The organism is Ramlibacter sp., from assembly GCF_041916345.1.
Classification (GTDB): domain Bacteria; phylum Pseudomonadota; class Gammaproteobacteria; order Burkholderiales; family Burkholderiaceae_C; genus Ramlibacter.
Map to the genome: position 1 here is coordinate 25,459 of NZ_JAYRZR010000028.1, position 20,396 is coordinate 45,854.

Below are 20,396 nucleotides of genomic sequence, written 5' to 3' on the forward strand. Positions count from 1 at the left end.
CGCGGGCTTCACTCCCCACTCCAGGTTTCCACCGTGTCCCTGCACATCACCGAGTTCGAGGGCGGCACGGCCCTCAGCGACTTCCGGATCCAGCAACTCCTGCCGCGGCTCGCCGCCGTGCATGACCGAATCACCGGCCTCGCGGCGCGGCACGTGCACCTGGTCGCCTCCGACCATGCGCTGGCGCCGGCCGAGCGCGAGCGCCTGGCCGCGCTGCTGAGCTATGGCGAGCCGTTCGCCGGCGCGGCCGAAGGCCCGGTGGTCATCGTCGCCCCGCGCCTGGGCACGGTCTCGCCCTGGGCCTCCAAGGCCACCGACATCGCCCACAACTGCGGCCTGGCCGTGCGCCGCATCGAGCGCGTGATGGAGGTCCGCCTGCAGCTGCGCAGCGGCCTGCTGGGCCGGGCGCCCGCCGTCACGCCCGAGCAGCTGGGCGCCCTGGCCGATCTGCTGCACGACCGCATGACCGAGAGCGTGCTCGCCGACCGCGCCGAGGCCGCGCGCCTGTTCACCCCGCTGCAACCGCAGCCCATGGAGCACATCGACGTGCTGGGCGGCGGCCGCGGCGCGCTGGAGCAGGCCAACACCCGCTTCGGCCTGGCGCTGGCCGACGACGAGATCGACTACCTCGTGAGTGCCTTCCAGGGCCTGGGCCGCAACCCGACGGATGTGGAGCTGATGATGTTCGCGCAGGCGAACAGCGAGCACTGCCGCCACAAGATCTTCAACGCCCGCTTCACCATCGACGGCGAGCCGCAGGAGCCATCCCTGTTCGGCATGATCCGCCACACGCACCGCACCCACCCGCAGCACACGGTGATCGCCTACGCCGACAACGCCGCGGTGATGGAAGGCCACGCGGTCGAGCGCTTCGTGCCCGGCGCGGGCGGCGTCTACACCGGCACCGCCGCCACCCACCACGTGTTGATGAAGGTGGAGACGCACAACCACCCGACGGCGATCTCGCCCTTCCCGGGCGCCTCCACCGGCGCCGGCGGCGAGATCCGCGACGAAGGCGCCACCGGCCGCGGCGCGCGGCCCAAGGCCGGCCTGACCGGCTTCACCGTCTCCGGTCTGTGGGACAGCCGCTTCGGCCGCCCTGGCCACATCGCGAGCGCCCTGCAGATCATGACCGAGGGTCCCCTCGGCGGCGCCGCCTTCAACAACGAGTTCGGCCGGCCCAACCTGCTGGGCTACTTCCGCGCCTATGAGCAGCAGGTGGCGGGCGTGGCGCGCGGCTATCACAAGCCGATCATGATCGCGGGCGGCCTGGGCTTCATCGACGCCGGCCTCACGCACAAGATCCCTTTCCCGCCCGGCACGCTGCTCATCCAGCTGGGTGGCCCCGGCATGCGCATCGGCATGGGCGGCGGCGCGGCCAGCTCCATGGCCACTGGCACCAACGCGGCCGAGCTCGACTTCGATTCGGTGCAGCGCGGCAACCCCGAGATCCAGCGTCGCGCGCAGGAGGTCATCAACGGCTGCTGGTCGCTCGGCGAGGCGAATCCCGTGCTGGCTATTCATGACGTGGGCGCGGGCGGTCTCTCCAACGCCTTCCCCGAACTGACGCACGACGCCGGCCGCGGCGCCCGCTTCGACCTGCGCCAGGTGCCGCTGGAAGAGTCCGGCCTGGCCCCGAAGGAGATCTGGTGCAACGAAAGCCAGGAGCGCTACGTGCTGGCCATCGCGCCGCAGTCGCTGGAGGCCTTCCGCGCCCTGTGCGAGCGTGAGCGCTGCCCGTTTGCCGTGGTGGGCGTCGCCACCGAGGCGCCGCAGCTCGTGGTGGGCGAGGTGGATCTCGCCACGGGTGAGTCCGCAGTCACCCCTGACGCGCAAGCAGTGGACATGCCGCTCGAGGTGCTGCTGGGCAAGCCCCCCAAGATGCACCGCGACGTGAAGCGCGTGGCGCGCGAGGTGCCGGCCATCGACCTGTCTGGCGTGGCCTTGCAGGAGGCGGCGCTGAAGGTGCTGAGCCATCCCACGGTGGCGTCCAAGCGCTTCCTCGTCACCATCGGTGACCGCACCGTGGGCGGGCTGTCGCACCGCGACCAGATGGTCGGCCCCTGGCAGGTGCCGGTGGCCGACTGCGCCGTCACGCTGGCGGACTACCAGGGCTTCGCCGGCGAGGCCATGAGCATGGGCGAGCGCACGCCGCTGGCCGCCATCGACGCGCCGGCCTCGGGCCGCATGGCGGTGGCCGAGGCCATCACCAACCTGCTGGCCGCGCCCATCGAGCTGTCGCGCGTGAAGCTCTCCGCCAACTGGATGGCTGCCTGCGGCGAGCCCGGCGAGGATGCCGCGCTGTACGACACGGTGCGCGCCGTCGGCCTGGAGCTGTGCCCCGCGCTCGGCGTCTCCATTCCCGTCGGCAAGGACAGCCTGTCGATGCGCACCCAGTGGCGCGAAGGCGATGCGACGCGCAAGGTCACGTCGCCGGTGAGCCTGATCATCACCGCCTTCGCCAGCCTGCCAGACGTGCGCGACACGCTCACGCCCCAGCTGGATGCCACGCAGGAGACGACGCTCGTGCTCGTGGACCTGGGCCGCGGCCGCATGCGCATGGGCGGCAGCATCCTGGCGCAGGTGCTCGACCAGCCGGGCGGTGAGGTGCCGGATCTGGACGACCCGCAGGACCTGGTGAAGCTGGTGCAGGCGGTGAACGCCCTGCGTGCGCAGGGCCGCCTGCTGGCCTATCACGACCGCAGCGACGGCGGCCTGCTCGCCGCCGCCTGCGAGATGGCCTTCGCCGGCCAGGTGGGCGTGGCGCTGAACGTGGACCTGCTGGTCACCGAAGGCGACGGCATCAGTGACAGCCGCGCCGAGTACGGCGACGCCAAGAACTGGGCCGCGCAGGTGGGCCCGCGCCGCGAGGAACTGACGCTCAAGGCCCTGTTCAACGAAGAGCTGGGCGTGCTGCTGCAGGTGCCCACGAGCGAGCGCAACGCGGTGATGCAGGTGCTGCGCGAGCACGGCCTCTCGCGGCACAGCCACTTCGTCGGGCAGACGCGGCCGGCCTCGTCGGCGGTGGACGCCGGCAAGGGCGAGCTGCAGGTCTGGCGCGACACCAAGGTGCAGTTCGGTGCCAGCCTGGCCGATCTGCGCCAGGTGTGGGACAGCGTGAGCTGGAAGATCTGCCAGCAGCGTGACAACCCCGCCTGCGCGGACAGCGAGCACGCGGCCGCGGGCGACCCGGCGGATCCGGGCCTGCACGTCGCGCTGACCTTCGACGCCGAGGAAGACGTCGCGGCACCGTTCGTGAACCTCGCGCGCCCGCGCGTGGCCATCCTGCGCGAGCAGGGCGTCAATTCGCACGTGGAGATGGCCTACGCCTTCACCCAGGCCGGCTTCGAGGCGGTGGACGTGCACATGACCGATCTGCAGACGGCCCGCCATGACCTTTCGCGCTTCCAGGGTCTGGTGGCCTGCGGCGGCTTCAGCTACGGCGACACGCTGGGTGCCGGCATCGGCTGGGCCCGCAGCATCACCTTCAACCCGCGGCTGGCGGATCAGTTCAAGGCCTTCTTCGGCCGGGCGGACACCTTCGGCCTGGGGGTGTGCAACGGCTGCCAGATGTTCGCCGAGCTGGCCGACATCATCCCCGGCGCACAGGCCTGGCCGCGCTTCACCACCAACCGCAGCGAGCGCTTCGAGGCGCGGCTGTCGCTGGTGGAGGTGCTGGATTCGCCCAGCCTGTTCTTCCGCGACATGGCGGGCAGCCGCCTGCCGATCGCGGTGGCGCACGGCGAGGGCTATGCCAACTTCGCCCATCGCGGCGACCGCGCCGCCGTGATCCCGGCCCTGCGCTATGTCGATCATCAGGGTGCCGCCACCGAGCGCTACCCGTTCAACCCGAACGGCAGCCCGGGCGGCCTCACCGGCGTGACCACGGCCGACGGCCGCTTCACCGCGCTGATGCCGCACCCCGAGCGTGTGTTCCGCAACATCCAGATGAGCTGGACATCCGGCGATCCGTCGGCGCTGAGCCCGTGGATGCGGCTGTGGCGCAATGCGCGGCGGTGGGTGGGCTGATGACGCAGCCTGTTGATCCCGTACGCGAGCCGGATCCAGCCGGCGCGCCGCTGCGCCGCTTCACCGACCCCACCTACCGGCCCTTGGCGCCGGACCTCGCCACGCTGCGCCGCGAGATCGACCGCATTGATGAGCAGGTGGTGCGCCTGCTCGCCGAAAGGGCGATGTACGTCAAGGACGCCGCGCGCTTCAAGCGCGACAGTTACCAGGTCAGCGCACCCGCGCGGCAGGCCCAGGTTTTTGCCCATGTGCGCGCGCTCGCGGCACAGCACAATCCAGCCTTCAACGGCGGCTTCGAGGGCCTGCCCGATGTGGTGGAAGCCGCGTACCGGGCCCTGGTGCCGGCCTACATTGCCTGCGAACAAAACTATTTCGGCGCCACCGAGCCGGTGACCGCCGAAGCGAACCAAAAGGAAATCGAGAAGTGACCTCACGCCGCCAAGTCCTGAAGACCCTGGGTGCCGCCGCGCCCGCTGCCCTGCTGGCCGCACCGTGGACGGCCGCCCGCGCGCAGGGGGAGTACCCGGCCCGGCCGATCCGCCTGGTGGTGCCCTTCGCGGCCGGCTCCACGCCGGACGTCTTTGCGCGGGTGGTGAGCGAGAAGGCCTCGCAGGGCCTGAAGCAGCCCATCGTGATCGAGAACCGCGCCGGAGCGGGTGGCAACGTGGGCACCGACGCGGTGGCGAAGGCGGCGCCGGACGGCTACACCATCGGCGCCTCCATCACCGGCCCGCTGGTGAACAACACGGTGCTGTACAAGCGCCTGCCGTACGACCCCTTCAAGGACCTCACGCCCATCACCTTCGGCGTGCACCAGGCCAACGTGCTGGCCGTGAGCCCCTCGCTCGGCGTGAACACGCTGAAGGAACTGATGGAGCTGCTGCGCCGCAACCCCGGCAAGTACAACTACGCCTCCATCGGCCTTGGCAGCCTCTCGCACCTGAGCGTGGAGCTGCTGAAGTCGCTCACCAACAGCTTCGTGGTGCACATCCCTTATGCCTCGTCGCCGGCTGCGGTGACGAGCGTGCTGCAGGGCGACACGCACATCATCAGCCTGGCGCCGCTCGCGGTGATGCCGCAGGTGAACGCGGGCAAGCTGAAGGCGCTGGGCGTGTCCACCGCCAAGCGCGTGCCGCAGTTGCCGAACATCCCGACGTTCCGTGAAGGCGGCCTGCCCATGGACGGCAGCGCCTGGATCGGCCTGGTCGCCCCGGGCGCCACGCCGGCCCCCATCGTCGACCGCCTGAACCGCGAGTTCGTGGCCGCCATGCGCGACCCGGCGGTCAACGACAAGCTCAAGGCCCAGTACATGGATGCCGAGCCCGGCACGCCGCAGCAGTTCGCGGCGTTCATGCAGGCGGAGCTCGCCAAGTGGGGCCCGGTGATCAAGCGCAGCGGCGCGGTGATCGAGTAGGGCGGGCGCGGGTCAAGCCACCGGCCGCGTGCGATAGAACTTCATCGGCACCTCCCGCGCCTCGCGCGCGGCCTGGTTCAGCACCGACTTCTTCATTCGCCCGACCACGTGCATCTCGCACGGCTTGCAGTCGAAGCGCAGGGTGAGCTTCTCGCTGCCGTTGATCAGCTGCAGCGGCTCGGCCTTGATGGTGCCCTTCACGCCCACCACCCCCTTGGCCTGCTTCGGGCATAGGCTCATCGACCAGCGCACGCAGTGCTTGGTGATCATCAGGCTCACCTCGCCCAACTCCTCGTGGCTTTCGTACGCGGCGTCAATCACGCGCACGCCGTGCTTCGTGTAGAAGTTGCGCGCCTCGTGGTTGAACACGTTGGCGAGATAGGTGAGGGTGTCCTCGGGGTAGGGCACCGGCGGTTCCACCGGCTTCGCGCGGGTCGGGCGCTGGTAGGCGCGCAGGCGCTCCGCCTCCAGCGCGGCGGTCGCGTCACGCCGCAGCGCGTTCAGCAGCGAAGGCGGCACGAACCAGGGCTGTGACAGGTCCAGGCGCACCTCCAGCGGCGTGAAGATCGACTGGCCGAAGCGGCCCAGGTGCTCGCGCAGGGCGGCCTCGCCGCGGGCCGCGTCACGGGCCGGCTGCCGCTCATGCGGGGCCGTGGCCGTGGCGGTGTGGCCGTCTTCGTCGGTCAGGCGCAGGCTCAGGCCGTCGGGCGTCTCGCCCAGCACCACCCATACACCGATGCGCCGGTCGCTGGATTTCTTCTCCAGCGTGCGCACCCAGTCCATGTCGCGGTTGCGGTTGAGGCGCGTGCCCTTGCGCAGGTCCTTCAGGCCGGCGATGGGGTCCTTGGGGAACACGCGCCAGCGGCCGGGTGAGAGCGCCTCGGCGCGGTTGATGGCCACGCCCACCAGTTCCTTCTGCAGGTCGAAGTAGCAGAGGCCGTCGCCGTTGTGCAGCACACGGGCTGCGTCGTCCAGTTCCAGCTCCAGGCTGTCGGTGCCGACCTTCGTGACCCAGCCGATCGGCTGGCCCGGGTTCTTGGGGGAATCGAAGGCGCCGATGTCGTCCTGGCGGCCGTTGACGAAGTAGTCGGTGAACTCGCGGTTGAAGTTCTGGTTGGGGTCGGGCGTGAAGGTGAAGGTGGTGCGGCCGCTGGAGGCGCGTGCGTAAGGCGTGCCGGAGGCCTCGCTTGCCTCGATCAGCTCGTCGAACAGCCGCCGGTAGTGGGCGGTGATGTTCTTCACGTAGCCCATGTCCTTGTACCGGCCCTCGATCTTGAAGCTGCGCACGCCGGCCTCCACCAGCGCGGCGAGGTTCGCGCTCTGGTTGTTGTCCTTCATCGAGAGCACGTGCTTGTCGTGCGCGATGAAGCGGCCCTGGGCGTCCACCACGTGATAGGGCAGGCGGCAGGCCTGCGAGCAGTCGCCGCGGTTGGCGCTGCGGCCGGTGTGGGCATGGCTGATGTAGCACTGGCCGCTGTAGGCCACGCACAGCGCGCCGTGGATGAAGAACTCCAGCTTGCAGCGGTCGGGGTCCAGCGCGGCGTGGATCTCGCGGATCTGCTCCAGCGTGAGCTCGCGCGCGAGCACGATCTGGGAGAACCCCACGTCCTGCAGGAAGCGCGCCTTCTCCACCGTGCGGATGTCGGTCTGCGTGCTGGCGTGCAGTTGGATGGGCGGCATGTCGTCCATGGCGATGAGGGCCATGTCCTGCACGATCAGCACGTCGGCACCGGCGTGGTAGACGTCCCAGGCCATGCGGCGCGCGCCCTCCAGCTCGTCGTCGCGCAGGATGGTGTTGTGGGTCACGAAGATGCGCGCGCCGAAGCGATGGGCATGGCGCGCGAGGCGTTCGATGTCCTGAACGCTGTTGCTGGCCGACACCCGCGCGCCGTAGCCCGGCCCGCCGATGTACACCGCATCGGCGCCATGGTTCACGGCCTCGATGCCGATGTCGGCATCGCGCGCAGGCGCAAGCAGTTCGAGCTGGTGGGCGAGGAGCGACATGGGGCGCGGATTTTACCGGCGCCTCCTCGTCATGCCCGCGCTGGCCGCTCAGAACACCAGCTTCTGCCCCGGCTGCAGCTCGATCATCCGCGCCGGGCTGTTGCCGCCCATGGCGGCGCCGAACTCCGCCGGGGTGCCGCGCAGCACCGGGATGGTGCCGAAGTGGATGGGAATGGCGTACTTCGGCTTGATCATGTCGTTCACCACCATCGCCGCCTGCTGCGGGCTCATCACGAAGTGGCCGCCGATGGGAATGAGCACCATGTCGGGCTTGTACATGTCGGCGATCAGCTTCATGTCGCCGAAGACGCCCGTATCGCCCATGTGCCAGATCTTGAAGCCGTTCTCCAGCTCCACGATGAAGCCCACCGGCTCGCCGCCGGGATAGACCATGTCCTTGCCGGCGCTGTCCTTCCAGGCCAGCTCGGACGAATGCTCGGCGCGCACCGCGTGGATCTTGGGCCCGGTGGGGCCGAAGGGCGCGACCATGCCGCTCTTGCCGAAGCGCGGCGCCAGCTCCGCTGGCAGGATGCCGAGCGTCGCCACCGTCTGGTTCATGCCGGCCGGCCCGAACATCGGCGCGTTGTTCATCTTCGCCAGCTCCGGCGCATCGGCGAAGTGGTCAAAGTGGGCATGGGTGACCAGAATGGCGTCGAGCTTGCCCAGCGCCTTCAGGTCCTTGAAGTTGGCGGGCGTCTTGGGGTTGGACTTGAGCCAGGGGTCGATCATGATCACCTTGCCGCCCGGCGAGGTGATGCGCACGCTGGCCTGGCCCAGCCACAGCACCTCGGTCTTGCCGGCGGCGCGCGGCGCGTCGGCGGCCATCGGCTGCAGGGCGGGGGCTTGCGAGGCGGGCATGCCGGCACAGCCGGCCAGGGCGGCAAGGGCAACGGCAGCGAGCAGGGGGCGCAGGGGCATGGCGGACTCCTTGGTGGGGGTGGCATGCCAACCGGCGGCCGGCATCGCTGCATTGAAGCGGCGCCGCCGGCCGGCGTCAACCGGGCCATCCCACCCGTGCGCCCCGCCGCGGCCGGGCTCTACACTGCCGGCCGATGCCTGCCGCTGCCGCCCCCCGCCGCTTCGACCGCCTGGATGCCCTGCGCGGCGTCGCCATCGTGTGGATGACGGTCTACCACTTCGCCTTCGACCTCAACCACTTCGGCTTCATCCGGCAGGACTTCTATCGTGACCCGGTGTGGACCTGGCAGCGCACCTGCATCCTGGGCCTGTTCCTCTTCTGCGCCGGCCTCGGCCAGGCGGTGGCGGTGGCACAGGGGCAGACCTGGGCCCGCTTCTGGCGCCGCTGGGCCCAGGTGGCGGGCTGCGCGCTGCTGGTCACGGCCGGCTCGTGGCTGATGTTTCCCAACAGCTTCATCTACTTCGGCGTGCTGCACGGCATGGCGGTGATGCTGGTCATCGCCCGCCTGACCGCCGGGTGGGGCGCCTGGCTCTGGCTGGCGGGCGCGGTGGCCGTGCTCGCGCCCCTGGCGGCACCCGCGATGCATGCCGCGTGGCCGGGCCTGGAGGTGATGCAGCGGCCGTGGCTCAACTGGCTGGGCTGGATCGCGCGTAAGCCGCGCACCGAGGACTACGTGCCGCTGCTGCCCTGGCTGGGCGTGATGTGGTGGGGGCTGGCGGCCGGGCAGTGGGTGCTGCGCGAACGGCCCGAGTGGATGCAGCGGGTGCTGCCGGGGCAGGCCGGATGGCTGGCCTGGATGGGGCGATGGAGCCTCACCTGGTACATGGTGCATCAGCCCGTGCTGATCGGCGTGCTGATGGCCGTGCGGGCCATCTGAGGGGCGAGAAGCAAAAAAGCCGGGCAGCGCCCGGCTTCCTGTTCACCGCGGAGGAACCGCGGCCTCACTCCACCTTCGCGTTCTTGCGCAGGCCGTCCTGGAACTGCTGCAGCTTCATCTGCTGCATCTGCTGGGCGATCTGCGGACGCAGTTCCTCGAACTTCGGCACCTGGGCCTCGCGGATGTCGTCGACGCGGATGATGTGCCAGCCGAACTGCGTCTGCACGGCAGCCGGGGTCGTCTGGCCCTTGGCGAGCTTGACCATGGCGTTGGAGAACTCGGGCACGTAGCTGCCGGGGGCGGCCCAGTCGAGGTCGCCGCCGTTGGCGCCGGACCCGGGGTCCTTGGACGCCTTCTTGGCGATGTCCTCGAACTTGGCGCCCTTCTTCAGGTCGTCCAGGATCTTCTTGGCCTCGTCTTCCTTCTCCACCAGGATGTGGCGGGCCTTGTATTCCTTGCCGCCGTTGGCCTGGGCGAACTTGTCGTACTCGGCCTTCAGGTCGGCATCCGTCACCGGGTTCTTCTTCTGGAAGTCGGCGAACAGCTCGCGGATCAGGATGGTCTGGCGGGCCAGCTCGATCTGGGCCTTGAAGTCGTCGGTGGCGTCCAGGCCGCGCTTCTGCGCTTCCTGCATGAAGATCTCGCGGGCGATGACTTCGTCACGCAGCTGCGCCTGCATCTCGGGCGGCACGGGGCGGCCGGCCTTGGCGAGCTGCATGGCCAGCATGTCGACGCGGGCCTTGGGCACCGGCTTGCCGTTCACGATGGCGACGTTCTGGGCGCTGGCGGGCAGGGCGATGCCGAGCGTGGCCGCGGCCAAGGCGGCGAGAAGGACTTTTTTCATGGGAGTTCCCCTGGGGAAAGCGGCTTGAATGGATCAGCGGGTCTCGACGGCGAGCGCATGCAGGCCGCGGTCGAGAAACTCGCGCAGCGCATCATACACAAGGCGGTGCCGGGCCACGCGGGCCAGGCCTTCGAAGCGTGGCGAGGCGATGCGCACCCGGAAATGGGTGCCGAAGCCGGTGCCGTCGGCGCCCGCATGGCCGGCGTGGGCGGCGCTTTCATCCAGCACCTCCAGCTCGGTCGGGGCCAGCGTGGCCTGCAGGCGGGCGCGCAGCGCTTCGGCGGTGATGCCGGTGCCGGCCATGTCAGGCCTGCTCGCCCGGGCCGGGCTTGGCGGCCGCCTCGTCCGGCTTGTCCGGCTCGGTGATGAAGCGGTTGAGGTACAGCGCCTGGGCGACCACGAACACCAGCATCAGCCCGATGCCGCCAAACAGCTTGAAGCTGACCCAGGTGTCAGTGTCGAAGCTATAGGCCACCCAGAGGTTGAGCACGCCCATCACGGCGAAGAAGCCGATCCAGCTGTAGTTCATGACGCGCCAGGCCTGGTCCGGCAGCTCCAGCTGGCTGCCCATCAGGCTCTTCAGCAGGTTGCGGCGGAAGAACAGCTGGCCCACCAGCAGCGCACCGCCCATCAGCCAGTACAGCACCGTGGGCTTCCACTTGATGAAGGTCTCGTCGTGGGCCAGGATGGTGGCGCCGCCGAACACCACGATGATGCCCAGGCTCACCCACTGCATGGGCTCCACCTTGCCGGTGGACCAGCGCAGCCACGCGATCTGCGCGATGGTGGCCACGATGGCCACGCCGGTGGCCACGTAGATCCCCCACAGCTTGTAGGCCGCGAAGAACAGGACGATGGGAAAGAAGTCGAGCAGCAGTTTCATCAGGTCTTGGGGGTGTCGTCCGCCGGCTGGAAATCGAGCGAGGCGGAGTTCATGCAGTAGCGCAGGCCGGTGGGCGCCGGCCCGTCCGGGAACACATGGCCCAGGTGCGCCCCGCATTGTGCACACACGGTCTCGGTGCGCACCATGAAGTGGCTGGTGTCACGCCGTTCGGCGATGGCGCCAGGCACCGCCAGCGAGAAGCTCGGCCAGCCGCAGCCGGCGTCGAACTTGGTGTCGGCGTCGAACAGCTTGGCGCCGCAGCAGATGCAGTGGTAGGAGCCGTCGGCCCACACGCGTTCGTACTTGCCGGTGAAGGGGCGCTCGGTCGCGGCATGGCGCGTGATCTCGAAGGCGCCGGGCTCGGCACCCTTCTGGGCGAGCAGGGCCCGCCATTCGGCTTCGGTCTTCTGGATGGGAAAGGTCATGAGGAGCAGCTGATTTCGAGCGTGGACGCCCAGTCGGGCGGAAAGCCGGCCAGGTCCTCATGCTCCGGATGCTCTTCGAACGGAGCCTGGACCAGGCGCAGCAGCGTGTCGACCCCGGCGAAATCGCCCTCGCGGGCGGATCGGATCGCCAGTTCCGCCAGGTGGTTGCGCAGCACCCACTTGGGGTTGGTGCGCAGCATTCCGGCGGCCACGGCCGCCCGGTCGGACGGCAGCCGCTGCCGGTACTGTCGCAGCCAGGTGTCAAAACCTTGCCGGTCCGGGAACAGATCGCGCACCGGCTCGAAATCATCATCGGCCACGGCGCGCGACAGGCGCCGCCAGAAGATGGGGTAGTCCACGGCGCCGGCGGCGAGCTGCTGCAGCACGCCCTCGATCAGCTCCCGGTCGCCGGGCTGCGCCTCGGTGAGGCCCAGCTTGGCGCGCATGCGGGCCTCCAGCTGCGCCGGGAACACGGTCTTGTAGCTCTCCAGAGCGGCGAGCGCGCGCTCCTGCTCGCCGATGATCGGCAGCAGCGCCTGGCCCAGGCAGAACAGGTTCCAGTACGCCACGTTCGGCTGCCGGTTGTAGGCATAGCGGCCGCGTTCGTCACTGTGGTTGCAGATGTGCCCGGGCACGAAGGCATCCAGGAACTGGAACGGACCATAGTCGATGGTCTGGCCCAGGATGCTCATGTTGTCGGTGTTCATCACCCCGTGGCAGAAGCCCGCGGCCTGCCACTGCGCCACCAGGGCGGCCGTGCGCTCGCTCACCTGTTCCAGCAGGTTGGCGTAGGGGTCGCCTTCCAGCCGGTCCGACTCGCGGCAGGCCGGGTAGAAGCGGTCGATGACGAAATCCGCCAGCTGGCGCAGCTCGGCCACCTGGTCGCGCGCGGAGAAATGCTCGAAGTGGCCGAAGCGGATGAAGCTGGGCGCCACGCGCGTCACCACGGCGGCGGTCTCCACCGTCTCGCGGCGCACTGGCGCAGGCGAACTGGTGACGGCCAGCGCGCGCGTGGTGGGAATGCCCAGGGCATGCATCGCCTCGGAGCACAGGTACTCGCGGATGCTGGACCGCAGCACGGCCCGGCCATCGCCCATGCGCGAGTAGGGCGTGAGGCCGCTGCCCTTGAGCTGGATCTCCTGCACGCCCGCCGGGGTGCGCAGGCCGCCCAGCAGGATGGCGCGGCCGTCGCCCAGCTGGCCGGCCCACACACCGAACTGGTGACCGCTGTAGACGGTGGCGATGGGCCGGCTGCCCTCGGGCACGAGGTTGCCGGTGAGCTGGTGCACCGTGCGCTCGTCATGCAGCCAGCCTTCGGGCAGGCCCAGCTCGGACGCCAGCCGGGCATTGCCGCTCACCAGCACGGGCGCGGGCAGGGGCGAGGGCTGCAGTTCGGTGTGGAACGCCGGGCCCAGCGCCGCGAACGCGTGCTCCCAGTCCAGTGCCGGGGCCGTGTCCGCGGTATCGGGCCGCGCTTCCGCTACGAGATCACTCATGCCGGGATTGTCCGCCGCATCGGACAGCCGCGTGGCGCGCAGGGTCGCCGCCGCCGGCTCAGCCATCGAGCAGCGCCGTGAGGCCCGCCTCGTCACGGATGCCCACGCGGCCGAACTCCAGCGTCACCAGGCCCTGCCGCTCGAAGCCCTTGAGGATGCCGTTGACCGTCTGCCGGGCCAGGCCGGCAAGTACCGCCAGCTCTTCCTGCGACAGGGCCAGCGAACGCTGGCCGTGCCAGAACATGCGGCTGAGCGCCAGCGCCACCCGCTGCTCGGGCGAGCGGATGCGCCCGGCCTCGATGATGGCCATGGCCTGCGCCAGGCGCAGGTTGAGGTGATCGGCCAACGCGTGGTTGAAGGGCAGGCTGGTGCGGCGCAGGTGCTCGAACTCGGCGCGGGGCAGGCACAGCAGCTCGGTCGGTCGCAGGGCGATCACGTCATAGCGGCGCGGCTCGTCCTTCATCACCGAGCCACCGCCCAGCCACTCGCCGCCGGGCACGCCCAGGAAGGCGGCGAGGCGGCCGTCGGCGTTCTGGCTCTGGATCTTCACCAGGCCCGAGAGCACGGCATACCAGCCACCCACCGGCTCGCCGGCGCGCAGCAGCACCTCACCCCGGCCGGCCTTCAGCACCTGGATGCCATCGGCCACGCGCACGCGGTCCGCGGCCGGCAGCGCGGCGAACCAGGGCTGCGCCTGCAGGAAGGCCACGGCGGGCCGGGAAGCGTCGTGCATCAGCATGCCGCACATCATGCAGCACCGGGGCGCGCCCGACCGGGGCGAGCGGGTCGCTACCAGTCGATCCGGCGCGGTGCGCGGCGTGGCAGGCCGGCGCCCGTCCAGGCGTCGGTGCCGCCGCGATACCAGTGCACCTGGGTGTAGCCGGCCTCGATGGCGTGCAGCGCGGCGTTGTAGGACAGCCAGCACTCGGCGTTCAGGCAGAGGAAGACGAGGGGGCGGCCGCGGTCCCCGCCGGTCAGCTCCTGCAGGGCGTTGGCGAAGCCCGCCTTCGCCGGCGGGCCCAGCCGCCCCTGGCCCGCACCCGGCATCCAGGCCGCACCCGGCACGGTCATGCGCGCCTTGGTGTCCAGCACGTCGATCACGACCACGGACCGGTTGGCCAGCAGCAGGGCCTTGAGATCCAGCGTGGCAATGGTCCGCCCGCCGGGCAGGCTTCGCGGCGTTGGCGCGTGCAGCGGCTTCACGCGCGGCTCGCGGGTGGGAGCAACGCCCCAGTCCGTGTCTTCGTTCGCGAAGAAGCGGGCCTCGGTGGCTGCCGCTGCCGGGGCGGCTGGCGGCGGGGCCGAAGCGGGCGCCGTGGCGGCGGCACGCCTTTCCTTGGCGCGGGCCGCCAGCGCTTCGGCGGCGCTGCGGGCGGCGGACTGGGCGCTCGCCTGTTCAGCCGCGGCACGCTCGGCGGCCGCCCGCTCGGCGGCCACCCGTTCGGCCGCGGCGCGCTCCGCGGCGGCGGCGGCCGCGGCCTTCTCCGCGGCCAGCTTGTCCTCGGCGGCGCGACGGGCCTCACGCGCCGTCTGCTCGCGTTCGGCCGCGGCGCGTGCGGCCGCCTTCTCGGCTGCCGCACGATCCGCTGCTGCCTGGCTGGCCGCGGCGAGCGCCCGTCGGGCTTGTTCGTCGACGGCCGGGGTCGGGGCGGGGGCCACCGGGGCCGCCGGCGCGGACGCCACCGGGACGACGGCAACGGCCTGGGGGGCCGGCGGCGTGGCCGAGGCGGTGGCGGCCGGTGCAGGCGCGCGGCCCCACCAGATCGCCGCGCCCGCCACGAGCGCCACCGCCCCCAGGCCAGCGCCAAGCAGCGCCTTGGACGAGCCACGCCGCGGTGGCTCGTCCACGGCCTGCGTGGTCGCCGGCCGCGCCGTCGCCACGGGAGGCATCGTCACATCGGCAGGGCTGCCGGGCACGGCCCGCATGCGCGAGAGCTTCACACGCGCCAGCGTGCTGTAGGTGCCGTTGGGGAACTGGGCGATGTACGCCTCCAGCTCCGCCGGGTCGACCGTGCTCTGGACCGAACGCCAGAACTCCAGTTCGGCGTCGCTGGTCGAGGTGGCGGCCACGGGCGGCGGCGCGACGGCGGCGGGCGCGCGCGCCGCCACGGCCGCGGCCGGAAACACCGTCGGCATCTCCGCCGGGTGGCCCGCCAGAGCCGCCCGCAGCGCCGCGGCGAATGCCTTCGCGGTGGGATACCGCGCCGCCGGGTCCTTGGCCAGCGCGCCGGCCACCACGGTGTCGAAGACCGCCGGCAGGCCGGGGACGAGCGAGGAGGGCGGCGGTGGCTGCTCCTGGGCGATGGCGGCAAGCACCGCCCAGGGCGTGTCGCCCTTGAACGGCTTGTCGCCGGTGAGGAACTGATGCAGCACGATGCCAGCCGCGAAGATGTCCGTCCGGCGGTCGATGCGGGCGCCGGAGATCTGCTCGGGCGACATGTAGGCGGGGGAGCCGACCATGGTGTCGGCCTGGGTGCGCTGGGTGCCGTCCTGCACGCGGGCCACGCCGAAATCCGCCAGCTTGAGGCGCCGCTGCGCGTCCAGCATCACGTTGGCGGGCTTCACGTCGCGGTGGATCACGCCGGCCTCGTGCGCGAAGTCCAGCGCGTCGAGCAGCTCGCCCATCAGCCGAACGACCTCGGCCAGGGGCAGGCGTTCGCCGGACTCGAACAGGCTGCGCAGCTCGCGGCCGTCGATGAACTCCATCACCAGGTAGGCCACGTCGTCCTCGACGCCGAAGTCGTAGACCTGGACGATGTGCGGGTGGTTCAGCCGGGCGACCGCGCGTGCCTCCTGGGCGAAGCGCTGCGCGTAGGTGCGCTCGGTCTCGGGGTCGCCCGCGGCGTTGCGCAGGATGGTCTTCACGGCCACGCGGCGGCCGAGGCTGGGGTCGAGGCCCTCATAGACCACCCCCATCGCGCCCTTGCCGAGGATGCGAACGAGGTCGTAGCGACCGAGCTTTCGCAGCACTTCCATGAACCGTGGGCTCCCCCGCCGCCGGCAGGCGACGAGGGCATTATGGTGGCGCCGGGCGAGCGGCGGCAAGGCGCGCGTCTGTCACCGCGCCGACAGGTGTTGACGGCCTGGCCGCGCACCGGCCAGACTGCCGGCCCTGATTCGCAGGCCCCCTGCGCGCCGACTGGGTACGATGGCGGGCACCAAGTTGTATTTCACTGGAGACACCATGCTCGGACTGATGCAAGACCAACCCCTCCTGATCTCGTCGCTGATCGACTTCGCCGAGCGCCACCACGGTGACGGCGAGATCGTCTCGCGCCGGGTCGAGGGCGACATCCACCGCTGCCAGTGGCGCGATGTGGCCAGGCGCTCGCGCCAGGTGGCGCATGCGCTGGACGCGATGCAGCTGCTGTTCTCGGACCGCGTGGCCACCCTGGCCTGGAACGGCTACCGCCATCTGGAGCTGTACTTCGGCGTGAGCGGCTCGGGCCGCGTGCTGCACACCATCAACCCGCGCCTGCACCCGGACCAGATCGCCTGGATCGCCAACCACGCCGAGGACCAGGTGCTGTGCTTCGACCTGAGCTTCCTGCCGCTGGTGCAGGCGGTGCATGCCAAGTGCCCCACCATCAAGGCCTACGTGGCGCTGTGCGACGCCTCGCGCCTGCCGGCCGACAGCGGCATTCCCAACCTGGTGGCCTACGAGGACTGGATCGGCGGCCACCCCGCCGCCTACCAGTGGCCGGTGTTCGACGAGAACTCGGCCTCCAGCATGTGCTACACCAGCGGCACCACCGGCAACCCCAAGGCGGCGCTGTACAGCCACCGCTCCACCACGCTGCACGCCTACGCCGCGGCCCTGCCGGACGTGATGTGCCTGTCCGCGCGCGACGCCGTGCTGCCCGTGGTGCCCATGTTCCACGTCAACGCCTGGGGCATCCCTTACTCCGCCGCGCTCACCGGCTGCAAGCTGGTGTTCCCGGGCGGTGCGCTGGACGGCAAGTCGGTCTACGAGCTGATCGAGGCCGAGGGCGTGACCTACGCCGCCGGCGTGCCCACCGTCTGGCAGATGCTGCTGGGCCACATGAAGCCGGGCGGCCTGCGCTTCTCCACCCTCAAGCGCACGGTGATCGGCGGCTCCGCCTGCCCGCCGGCGATGATCGACGCCTTCCGCGAGGAGTACGGCGTGGAGGTGCTGCATGCCTGGGGCATGACCGAGATGAGCCCGCTGGGCACCCTGTGCACGTTGAAGAACAAGCACCTGACCATGTCGGCGGAAGACCAGATGAAGATCCGCCTCAAGCAGGGCCGGGCCATCTACGGCGTGGACATGAAGATCGTCGGCGAGGACGGCGCCGAGCTGCCCTGGGACGGCAAGACCTACGGCGACCTGCACGTCAAGGGCCCCTGGATCGTGCGCGAGTACTTCAAGGGCGAGGGCGGCAACCCCCTGGTCGACGGCTGGTTCCCCACCGGTGACGTGGCCACCATCGACGCCGACGGCTACATGCAGATCACCGACCGCAGCAAGGACGTGATCAAGTCCGGCGGCGAATGGATCAGCTCCATCGACGTGGAAAACATCGCCATGGCGCACCCGGCCGTGCAGATGGCCGCCTGCGTGGGCATGCGGCACCCCAAGTGGGACGAACGCCCCATCGTCGTCGTGGTCAAGAAGGCCGGCGCCGAGGTCACCCGCGAGGAGCTGTTGCGCCACTACGAGGGCAAGATCGCCAAGTGGCAGATCCCCGACGACGTGGTCTTCGTCGACGCCATCCCGCTGGGCGCCACCGGCAAGATGCTGAAGACGAAACTGCGCGAGCTGCTGAAGGATTACAAGCTGCCGGGCGTCTGAGCCGCGCCCGCCGGGCCCGCCGCGCTGTCGCCTGGGCGATAGGGTGGCGCGGCCTTAGGGGCAATCCCTGACCGTTGCGGTGCACAAATACTTGTACCCTGCGCCCCATCGAAGATCACCTCCAGGAGACATCCAGATGAAGTTCGTGCTGAAAGCCATCGCCGTGTCCGCCATCGTCGCCGCCTCCGGCGCCGCGCTGGCCCAGAAGGGCGAAACCGTCCGCATCGCGTTCATGGATCCGCTGTCGGGCCCATTCGCCAACGTCGGCCAGAACCAGCTCAAGAGCTGGCAATACGCCGCCGAGCGGTTCTCCGGCAAGAACGTCGCCGGCGTGAAGTTCGAGGTGGTGGGCTTCGACAACAAGGGCTCCCCGCAGGAAAGCCTGAACACGCTGAAGGCCGCCATCGACCAGGGCTTCCGCTACGTCACCCAGGGCAACGGCTCCGGTGCCGCCACCGCCATCCTGGAAGCCGTGGCCAAGCACAACGAGCGCAACCCCGGCAAGGAGGTCGTGTACCTCAACTACGCCGCGGTGGACCCGTCGCTCACCAACGAGAAGTGCGACTTCTGGCATTTCCGCCTGGACGCCGACACCTCCATGAAGATGGAGGCGCTGACCTCCTTCATGAAGGACCAGCCCAAGGTCAAGAGCGTCTACCTGCTGAACCAGAACTACTCGCACGGCCACCAGGTCGCCAAGTACTTCAAGGACGCCATCGCCCGCAAGCGCCCCGATGTGAAGATCGCCGGTGAAGACCTGCACCCGATCGGCCAGGTGAAGGACTTCGCGCCGTACGTCGCCAAGATCAAGCAGTCGGGCGCCGACACCATCGTCACCGGCAACTGGGGCCAGGACCTGACGCTCCTGGTCAAGGCGCTGAACGACGCCGGCCTGAAGATCCCGATGTACACCTACTACGCCGGCGTCACCGGCACGCCCACCGCGCTGGCCGCCGGCGGCGAGAGCGAGGTGTATGTGGTGGCCTATGGCCATTCCAACCACAAGGGTGAACTCGGCGAGATGGGCCAGGAGTTCCTGAAGAAGTTCAACGACGACTACTACACCTTCGCCACCTACAACGGCATCCAGCTGCTGAGCGCGGCGATGGCCAAGGCCAAGACCACCAACCCGGTGGCGGTGGCCAAGGCGATGGAAGGCCTGTCGATCAAGAGCTTCGCCGGCGACGTGACCATGCGCGCTTCGGATCACCAGCTGCAGCAGTCGATGTTCATCACCAAGTGGCAGAAGGCCAAGGCGGGCGAGTACAGCGTCGAGAAGACCGGCTACACCTTCGTGCCGATCAAGCAGATGGACCCGTACGTCTCCAGCACGCCCACCAGCTGCCAGATGAAGCGGCCGGGTTGAGGCTGCGCCCGGGGCTTGCCCCCGGGCTTCCCACAGGGTCTGTGGGCCGGGGTCCAGGGGCTGCGAATGGGCCCCGGGCCCGGGTGACCCCGTGCCCCGCCGCCAGCCGCCAGCCCCTTTCTCCATGGAATTCTTCACCATCTCGCTCCTGAACGGCGTCAGCTACGGGCTGCTGCTGTTCATGCTCAGCTCGGGCCTCACGCTGATCTTCAGCATGATGGGCGTGCTGAACTTCGCGCATGCCAGCTTCTACATGCTGGGTGCGTACTTCGCCTACAGCATCACCCAGCTCGTGGGTTTCTGGCCAGCGCTGGTGCTGGCGCCGCTGATCGTGGCGGTGCTGGGCGCGCTGTTCGAGAAATACGCGCTGCGGCGGGTGCACAAGTTCGGCCACGTGCCGGAGCTGCTGATCACCTTCGGCCTGTCGTTCATCATCCTGGAGATGGTGCAGCTCGTCTGGGGCACGAGCTCGGTGGACTACCGCGTGCCGGCGGAGCTGACGGGCGCGCTCTTCAACATCCATGGCATCGCCTTTCCCAAGTACCGCGGTTTCATGATGCTGGTGGCGGTGCTGATGCTGGTGGCCATCTGGCTGCTGCTGACCCGCACGCGCATCGGCCTGGTGATCCAGGCCGCGCTGACCCACCCCGAGACGGTGGAAGCCCTGGGCCACAACGTGCCGCGCGTCTTCATGCTGGTCTTCGGCGGCGGTGCCGCGCTGGCCGGACTGGCGGGCGTGATCGGCGGCAATGCCTTCGTCACCGAGCCCGGCATGGCCGCCACGGTGGGTTCGGTGATCTTCGTGGTGGTGGTGGTGGGCGGCATGGGGTCGCTCGCCGGCGCCTTCGTCGCCTCGCTGCTGATCGGCATCATCCAGACCTTCGCCGTGGGGGTCGACGCCTCGCTGATGGGCGCGCTCAAGATGGTGGGCGTGGAGGTGACCTCGCAGACCTTCGGCTACGCGCTGTGGAAGCTCAAGATCAGCCAGGTCGCACCCATCCTGCCCTACGTGTTCCTGGTGCTGATCCTGATCTTCCGGCCCAAGGGCCTGCTCGGCACGCGGGAGGGATAGAACGCCATGTCCCACGCCTACTACGAGTTCAAGCCCTACAACGTGGGCCGCTGGATCATCTGGGGCCTGTTCGCGGCCCTGCTGATCGTGGCGCCGATGCTGTTCACCAGCAGCCTGTCGCACACGATGCTCAGCCAGATGGGCATCGCCATCATCGTCTGCCTGTCCTACAACATGCTGCTGGGGCAGGGCGGCATGCTCAGCTTCGGCCATGCCGTGTATTCGGGCATGGGCTCCTTCCTGGCGATCCACAC

General features: G+C 69.9%; 16 protein-coding genes and 1 pseudogene. 8 read left to right on the forward strand and 9 right to left on the reverse strand.

Translation table 11 applies throughout. From position 1 onward, the window contains the following. The first annotated feature begins 33 nt into the window (after positions 1–33). From purL to ACE3T5_RS09730, 3 genes are read left to right on the forward strand one after another with little or no spacing between them, the layout of a single operon-like run. On the forward strand, positions 34–4,029 hold the full coding sequence (gene purL, locus ACE3T5_RS09720) for a phosphoribosylformylglycinamidine synthase (RefSeq protein ID WP_374666967.1): 3,996 nt from the start codon (positions 34–36) through the stop codon (positions 4,027–4,029). Continuing rightward, positions 4,029–4,457, forward strand: coding sequence for a chorismate mutase (locus ACE3T5_RS09725; protein ID WP_374666969.1), 429 nt, complete (start codon positions 4,029–4,031; stop codon positions 4,455–4,457). The genes purL and ACE3T5_RS09725 overlap by 1 nt, the downstream gene beginning before the upstream one ends. After that, positions 4,454–5,443, forward strand: coding sequence for a Bug family tripartite tricarboxylate transporter substrate binding protein (locus ACE3T5_RS09730; protein ID WP_374666971.1), 990 nt, complete (start codon positions 4,454–4,456; stop codon positions 5,441–5,443). Before ACE3T5_RS09725 ends, ACE3T5_RS09730 begins: the two co-directional genes overlap by 4 nt. Positions 5,444–5,455: 12 nt before the next feature. Here ACE3T5_RS09730 and ACE3T5_RS09735 read toward each other — a convergent pair whose 3' ends face one another. Both ACE3T5_RS09735 and ACE3T5_RS09740 read right to left on the reverse strand, forming a co-directional pair. After that, positions 5,456–7,447, reverse strand: a complete 1,992-nt coding sequence (locus ACE3T5_RS09735) for a U32 family peptidase (protein ID WP_374666973.1) — start codon at positions 7,445–7,447, stop codon at positions 5,456–5,458. Between the two features lie 48 nt (positions 7,448–7,495). Next, the gene (locus tag ACE3T5_RS09740; RefSeq protein ID WP_374666975.1) at positions 7,496–8,365 is read right to left on the reverse strand and encodes a metal-dependent hydrolase; all 870 of its coding nucleotides are present in this window, start codon (positions 8,363–8,365) and stop codon (positions 7,496–7,498) included. A gap of 134 nt (positions 8,366–8,499) precedes the next feature. Between ACE3T5_RS09740 and ACE3T5_RS09745 the strand changes: the two genes are divergently transcribed. Beyond that, on the forward strand, positions 8,500–9,243 hold the full coding sequence (locus ACE3T5_RS09745) for a DUF1624 domain-containing protein (protein WP_374666977.1): 744 nt from the start codon (positions 8,500–8,502) through the stop codon (positions 9,241–9,243). 64 nt (positions 9,244–9,307) lie between these two features. On the opposite strand, the gene ACE3T5_RS09750 is transcribed toward ACE3T5_RS09745, so the two are convergent. The 7 genes from ACE3T5_RS09750 to ACE3T5_RS09780 are packed head-to-tail and all read right to left on the reverse strand — an operon-like array spanning position 9,308 to position 15,867. Beyond that, on the reverse strand, positions 9,308–10,087 hold the full coding sequence (locus tag ACE3T5_RS09750; protein WP_374666979.1) for a peptidylprolyl isomerase: 780 nt from the start codon (positions 10,085–10,087) through the stop codon (positions 9,308–9,310). A 33-nt stretch (positions 10,088–10,120) separates the two neighbouring features. Next, entirely contained in the window at positions 10,121–10,390 is a 270-nt protein-coding gene (locus tag ACE3T5_RS09755; protein WP_374666981.1) for a BolA family protein, read from the reverse strand. Between the two features lies 1 nt (position 10,391). Next, positions 10,392–10,970 (reverse strand): septation protein A, encoded by a 579-nt coding sequence (locus ACE3T5_RS09760; RefSeq protein WP_374666983.1) that lies wholly within the window; start codon positions 10,968–10,970, stop codon positions 10,392–10,394. After that, complete coding sequence (msrB, locus tag ACE3T5_RS09765; RefSeq protein ID WP_374666985.1) at positions 10,970–11,395, reverse strand: peptide-methionine (R)-S-oxide reductase MsrB; 426 nt, start codon at positions 11,393–11,395, stop codon at positions 10,970–10,972. Before msrB ends, ACE3T5_RS09760 begins: the two co-directional genes overlap by 1 nt. Beyond that, on the reverse strand, positions 11,392–12,891 hold the full coding sequence (locus tag ACE3T5_RS09770) for a YdiU family protein (protein ID WP_374666987.1): 1,500 nt from the start codon (positions 12,889–12,891) through the stop codon (positions 11,392–11,394). The genes msrB and ACE3T5_RS09770 overlap by 4 nt, the downstream gene beginning before the upstream one ends. Positions 12,892–12,949: 58 nt before the next feature. After that, a complete protein-coding gene (locus ACE3T5_RS09775; protein WP_374666989.1) occupies positions 12,950–13,630 on the reverse strand; it encodes a Crp/Fnr family transcriptional regulator in 681 nt (226 codons plus the stop codon). A gap of 50 nt (positions 13,631–13,680) precedes the next feature. After that, positions 13,681–15,867 (reverse strand): protein kinase, encoded by a 2,187-nt coding sequence (locus ACE3T5_RS09780; protein ID WP_374666991.1) that lies wholly within the window; start codon positions 15,865–15,867, stop codon positions 13,681–13,683. 208 nt (positions 15,868–16,075) lie between these two features. On the opposite strand from ACE3T5_RS09780, the gene ACE3T5_RS09785 reads away from it, so the two are divergent. From ACE3T5_RS09785 to ACE3T5_RS09800, 4 genes and pseudogenes are all read left to right on the forward strand, one after another. Beyond that, positions 16,076–17,704 carry a 3-(methylthio)propionyl-CoA ligase gene (locus tag ACE3T5_RS09785; RefSeq protein WP_374666993.1) on the forward strand — a complete coding sequence of 543 codons (1,629 nt, stop codon included), beginning with the start codon at positions 16,076–16,078 and terminating at the stop codon, positions 17,702–17,704. Between the two features lie 136 nt (positions 17,705–17,840). Beyond that, positions 17,841–19,070: a branched-chain amino acid ABC transporter substrate-binding protein gene (locus ACE3T5_RS09790; RefSeq protein WP_374666995.1), complete on the forward strand. Its 1,230-nt coding sequence runs from the start codon at positions 17,841–17,843 to the stop codon at positions 19,068–19,070. 124 nt (positions 19,071–19,194) lie between these two features. Continuing rightward, the gene (locus ACE3T5_RS09795; protein ID WP_374666997.1) at positions 19,195–20,142 is read left to right on the forward strand and encodes a branched-chain amino acid ABC transporter permease; all 948 of its coding nucleotides are present in this window, start codon (positions 19,195–19,197) and stop codon (positions 20,140–20,142) included. A 6-nt stretch (positions 20,143–20,148) separates the two neighbouring features. Continuing rightward, positions 20,149–20,396, forward strand: a pseudogene (locus ACE3T5_RS09800) (branched-chain amino acid ABC transporter permease); the annotation flags it as partial.

Excerpts from the sequence above, each read along its gene's own strand:
- ACE3T5_RS09795 (WP_374666997.1), top strand. The coding sequence starts at position 19,195 with ATGGAATTCTTCACCATCTCGCTCCTGAACGGCGTCAGCTACGGGCTG.
- ACE3T5_RS09785 (WP_374666993.1), top strand. The coding sequence starts at position 16,076 with ATGCTCGGACTGATGCAAGACCAACCCCTCCTGATCTCGTCGCTGATC.
- ACE3T5_RS09770 (WP_374666987.1), bottom strand. The coding sequence starts at position 12,891 with ATGAGTGATCTCGTAGCGGAAGCGCGGCCCGATACCGCGGACACGGCC.
- ACE3T5_RS09745 (WP_374666977.1), top strand. The coding sequence starts at position 8,500 with ATGCCTGCCGCTGCCGCCCCCCGCCGCTTCGACCGCCTGGATGCCCTG.
- msrB (WP_374666985.1), bottom strand. The coding sequence starts at position 11,395 with ATGACCTTTCCCATCCAGAAGACCGAAGCCGAATGGCGGGCCCTGCTC.
- ACE3T5_RS09750 (WP_374666979.1), bottom strand. The coding sequence starts at position 10,087 with ATGAAAAAAGTCCTTCTCGCCGCCTTGGCCGCGGCCACGCTCGGCATC.
- ACE3T5_RS09725 (WP_374666969.1), top strand. The coding sequence starts at position 4,029 with ATGACGCAGCCTGTTGATCCCGTACGCGAGCCGGATCCAGCCGGCGCG.
- ACE3T5_RS09760 (WP_374666983.1), bottom strand. The coding sequence starts at position 10,970 with ATGAAACTGCTGCTCGACTTCTTTCCCATCGTCCTGTTCTTCGCGGCC.
- ACE3T5_RS09740 (WP_374666975.1), bottom strand. The coding sequence starts at position 8,365 with ATGCCCCTGCGCCCCCTGCTCGCTGCCGTTGCCCTTGCCGCCCTGGCC.
- ACE3T5_RS09775 (WP_374666989.1), bottom strand. The coding sequence starts at position 13,630 with ATGCTGATGCACGACGCTTCCCGGCCCGCCGTGGCCTTCCTGCAGGCG.
- ACE3T5_RS09780 (WP_374666991.1), bottom strand. The coding sequence starts at position 15,867 with ATGGAAGTGCTGCGAAAGCTCGGTCGCTACGACCTCGTTCGCATCCTC.
- ACE3T5_RS09735 (WP_374666973.1), bottom strand. The coding sequence starts at position 7,447 with ATGTCGCTCCTCGCCCACCAGCTCGAACTGCTTGCGCCTGCGCGCGAT.
- ACE3T5_RS09755 (WP_374666981.1), bottom strand. The coding sequence starts at position 10,390 with ATGGCCGGCACCGGCATCACCGCCGAAGCGCTGCGCGCCCGCCTGCAG.
- ACE3T5_RS09790 (WP_374666995.1), top strand. The coding sequence starts at position 17,841 with ATGAAGTTCGTGCTGAAAGCCATCGCCGTGTCCGCCATCGTCGCCGCC.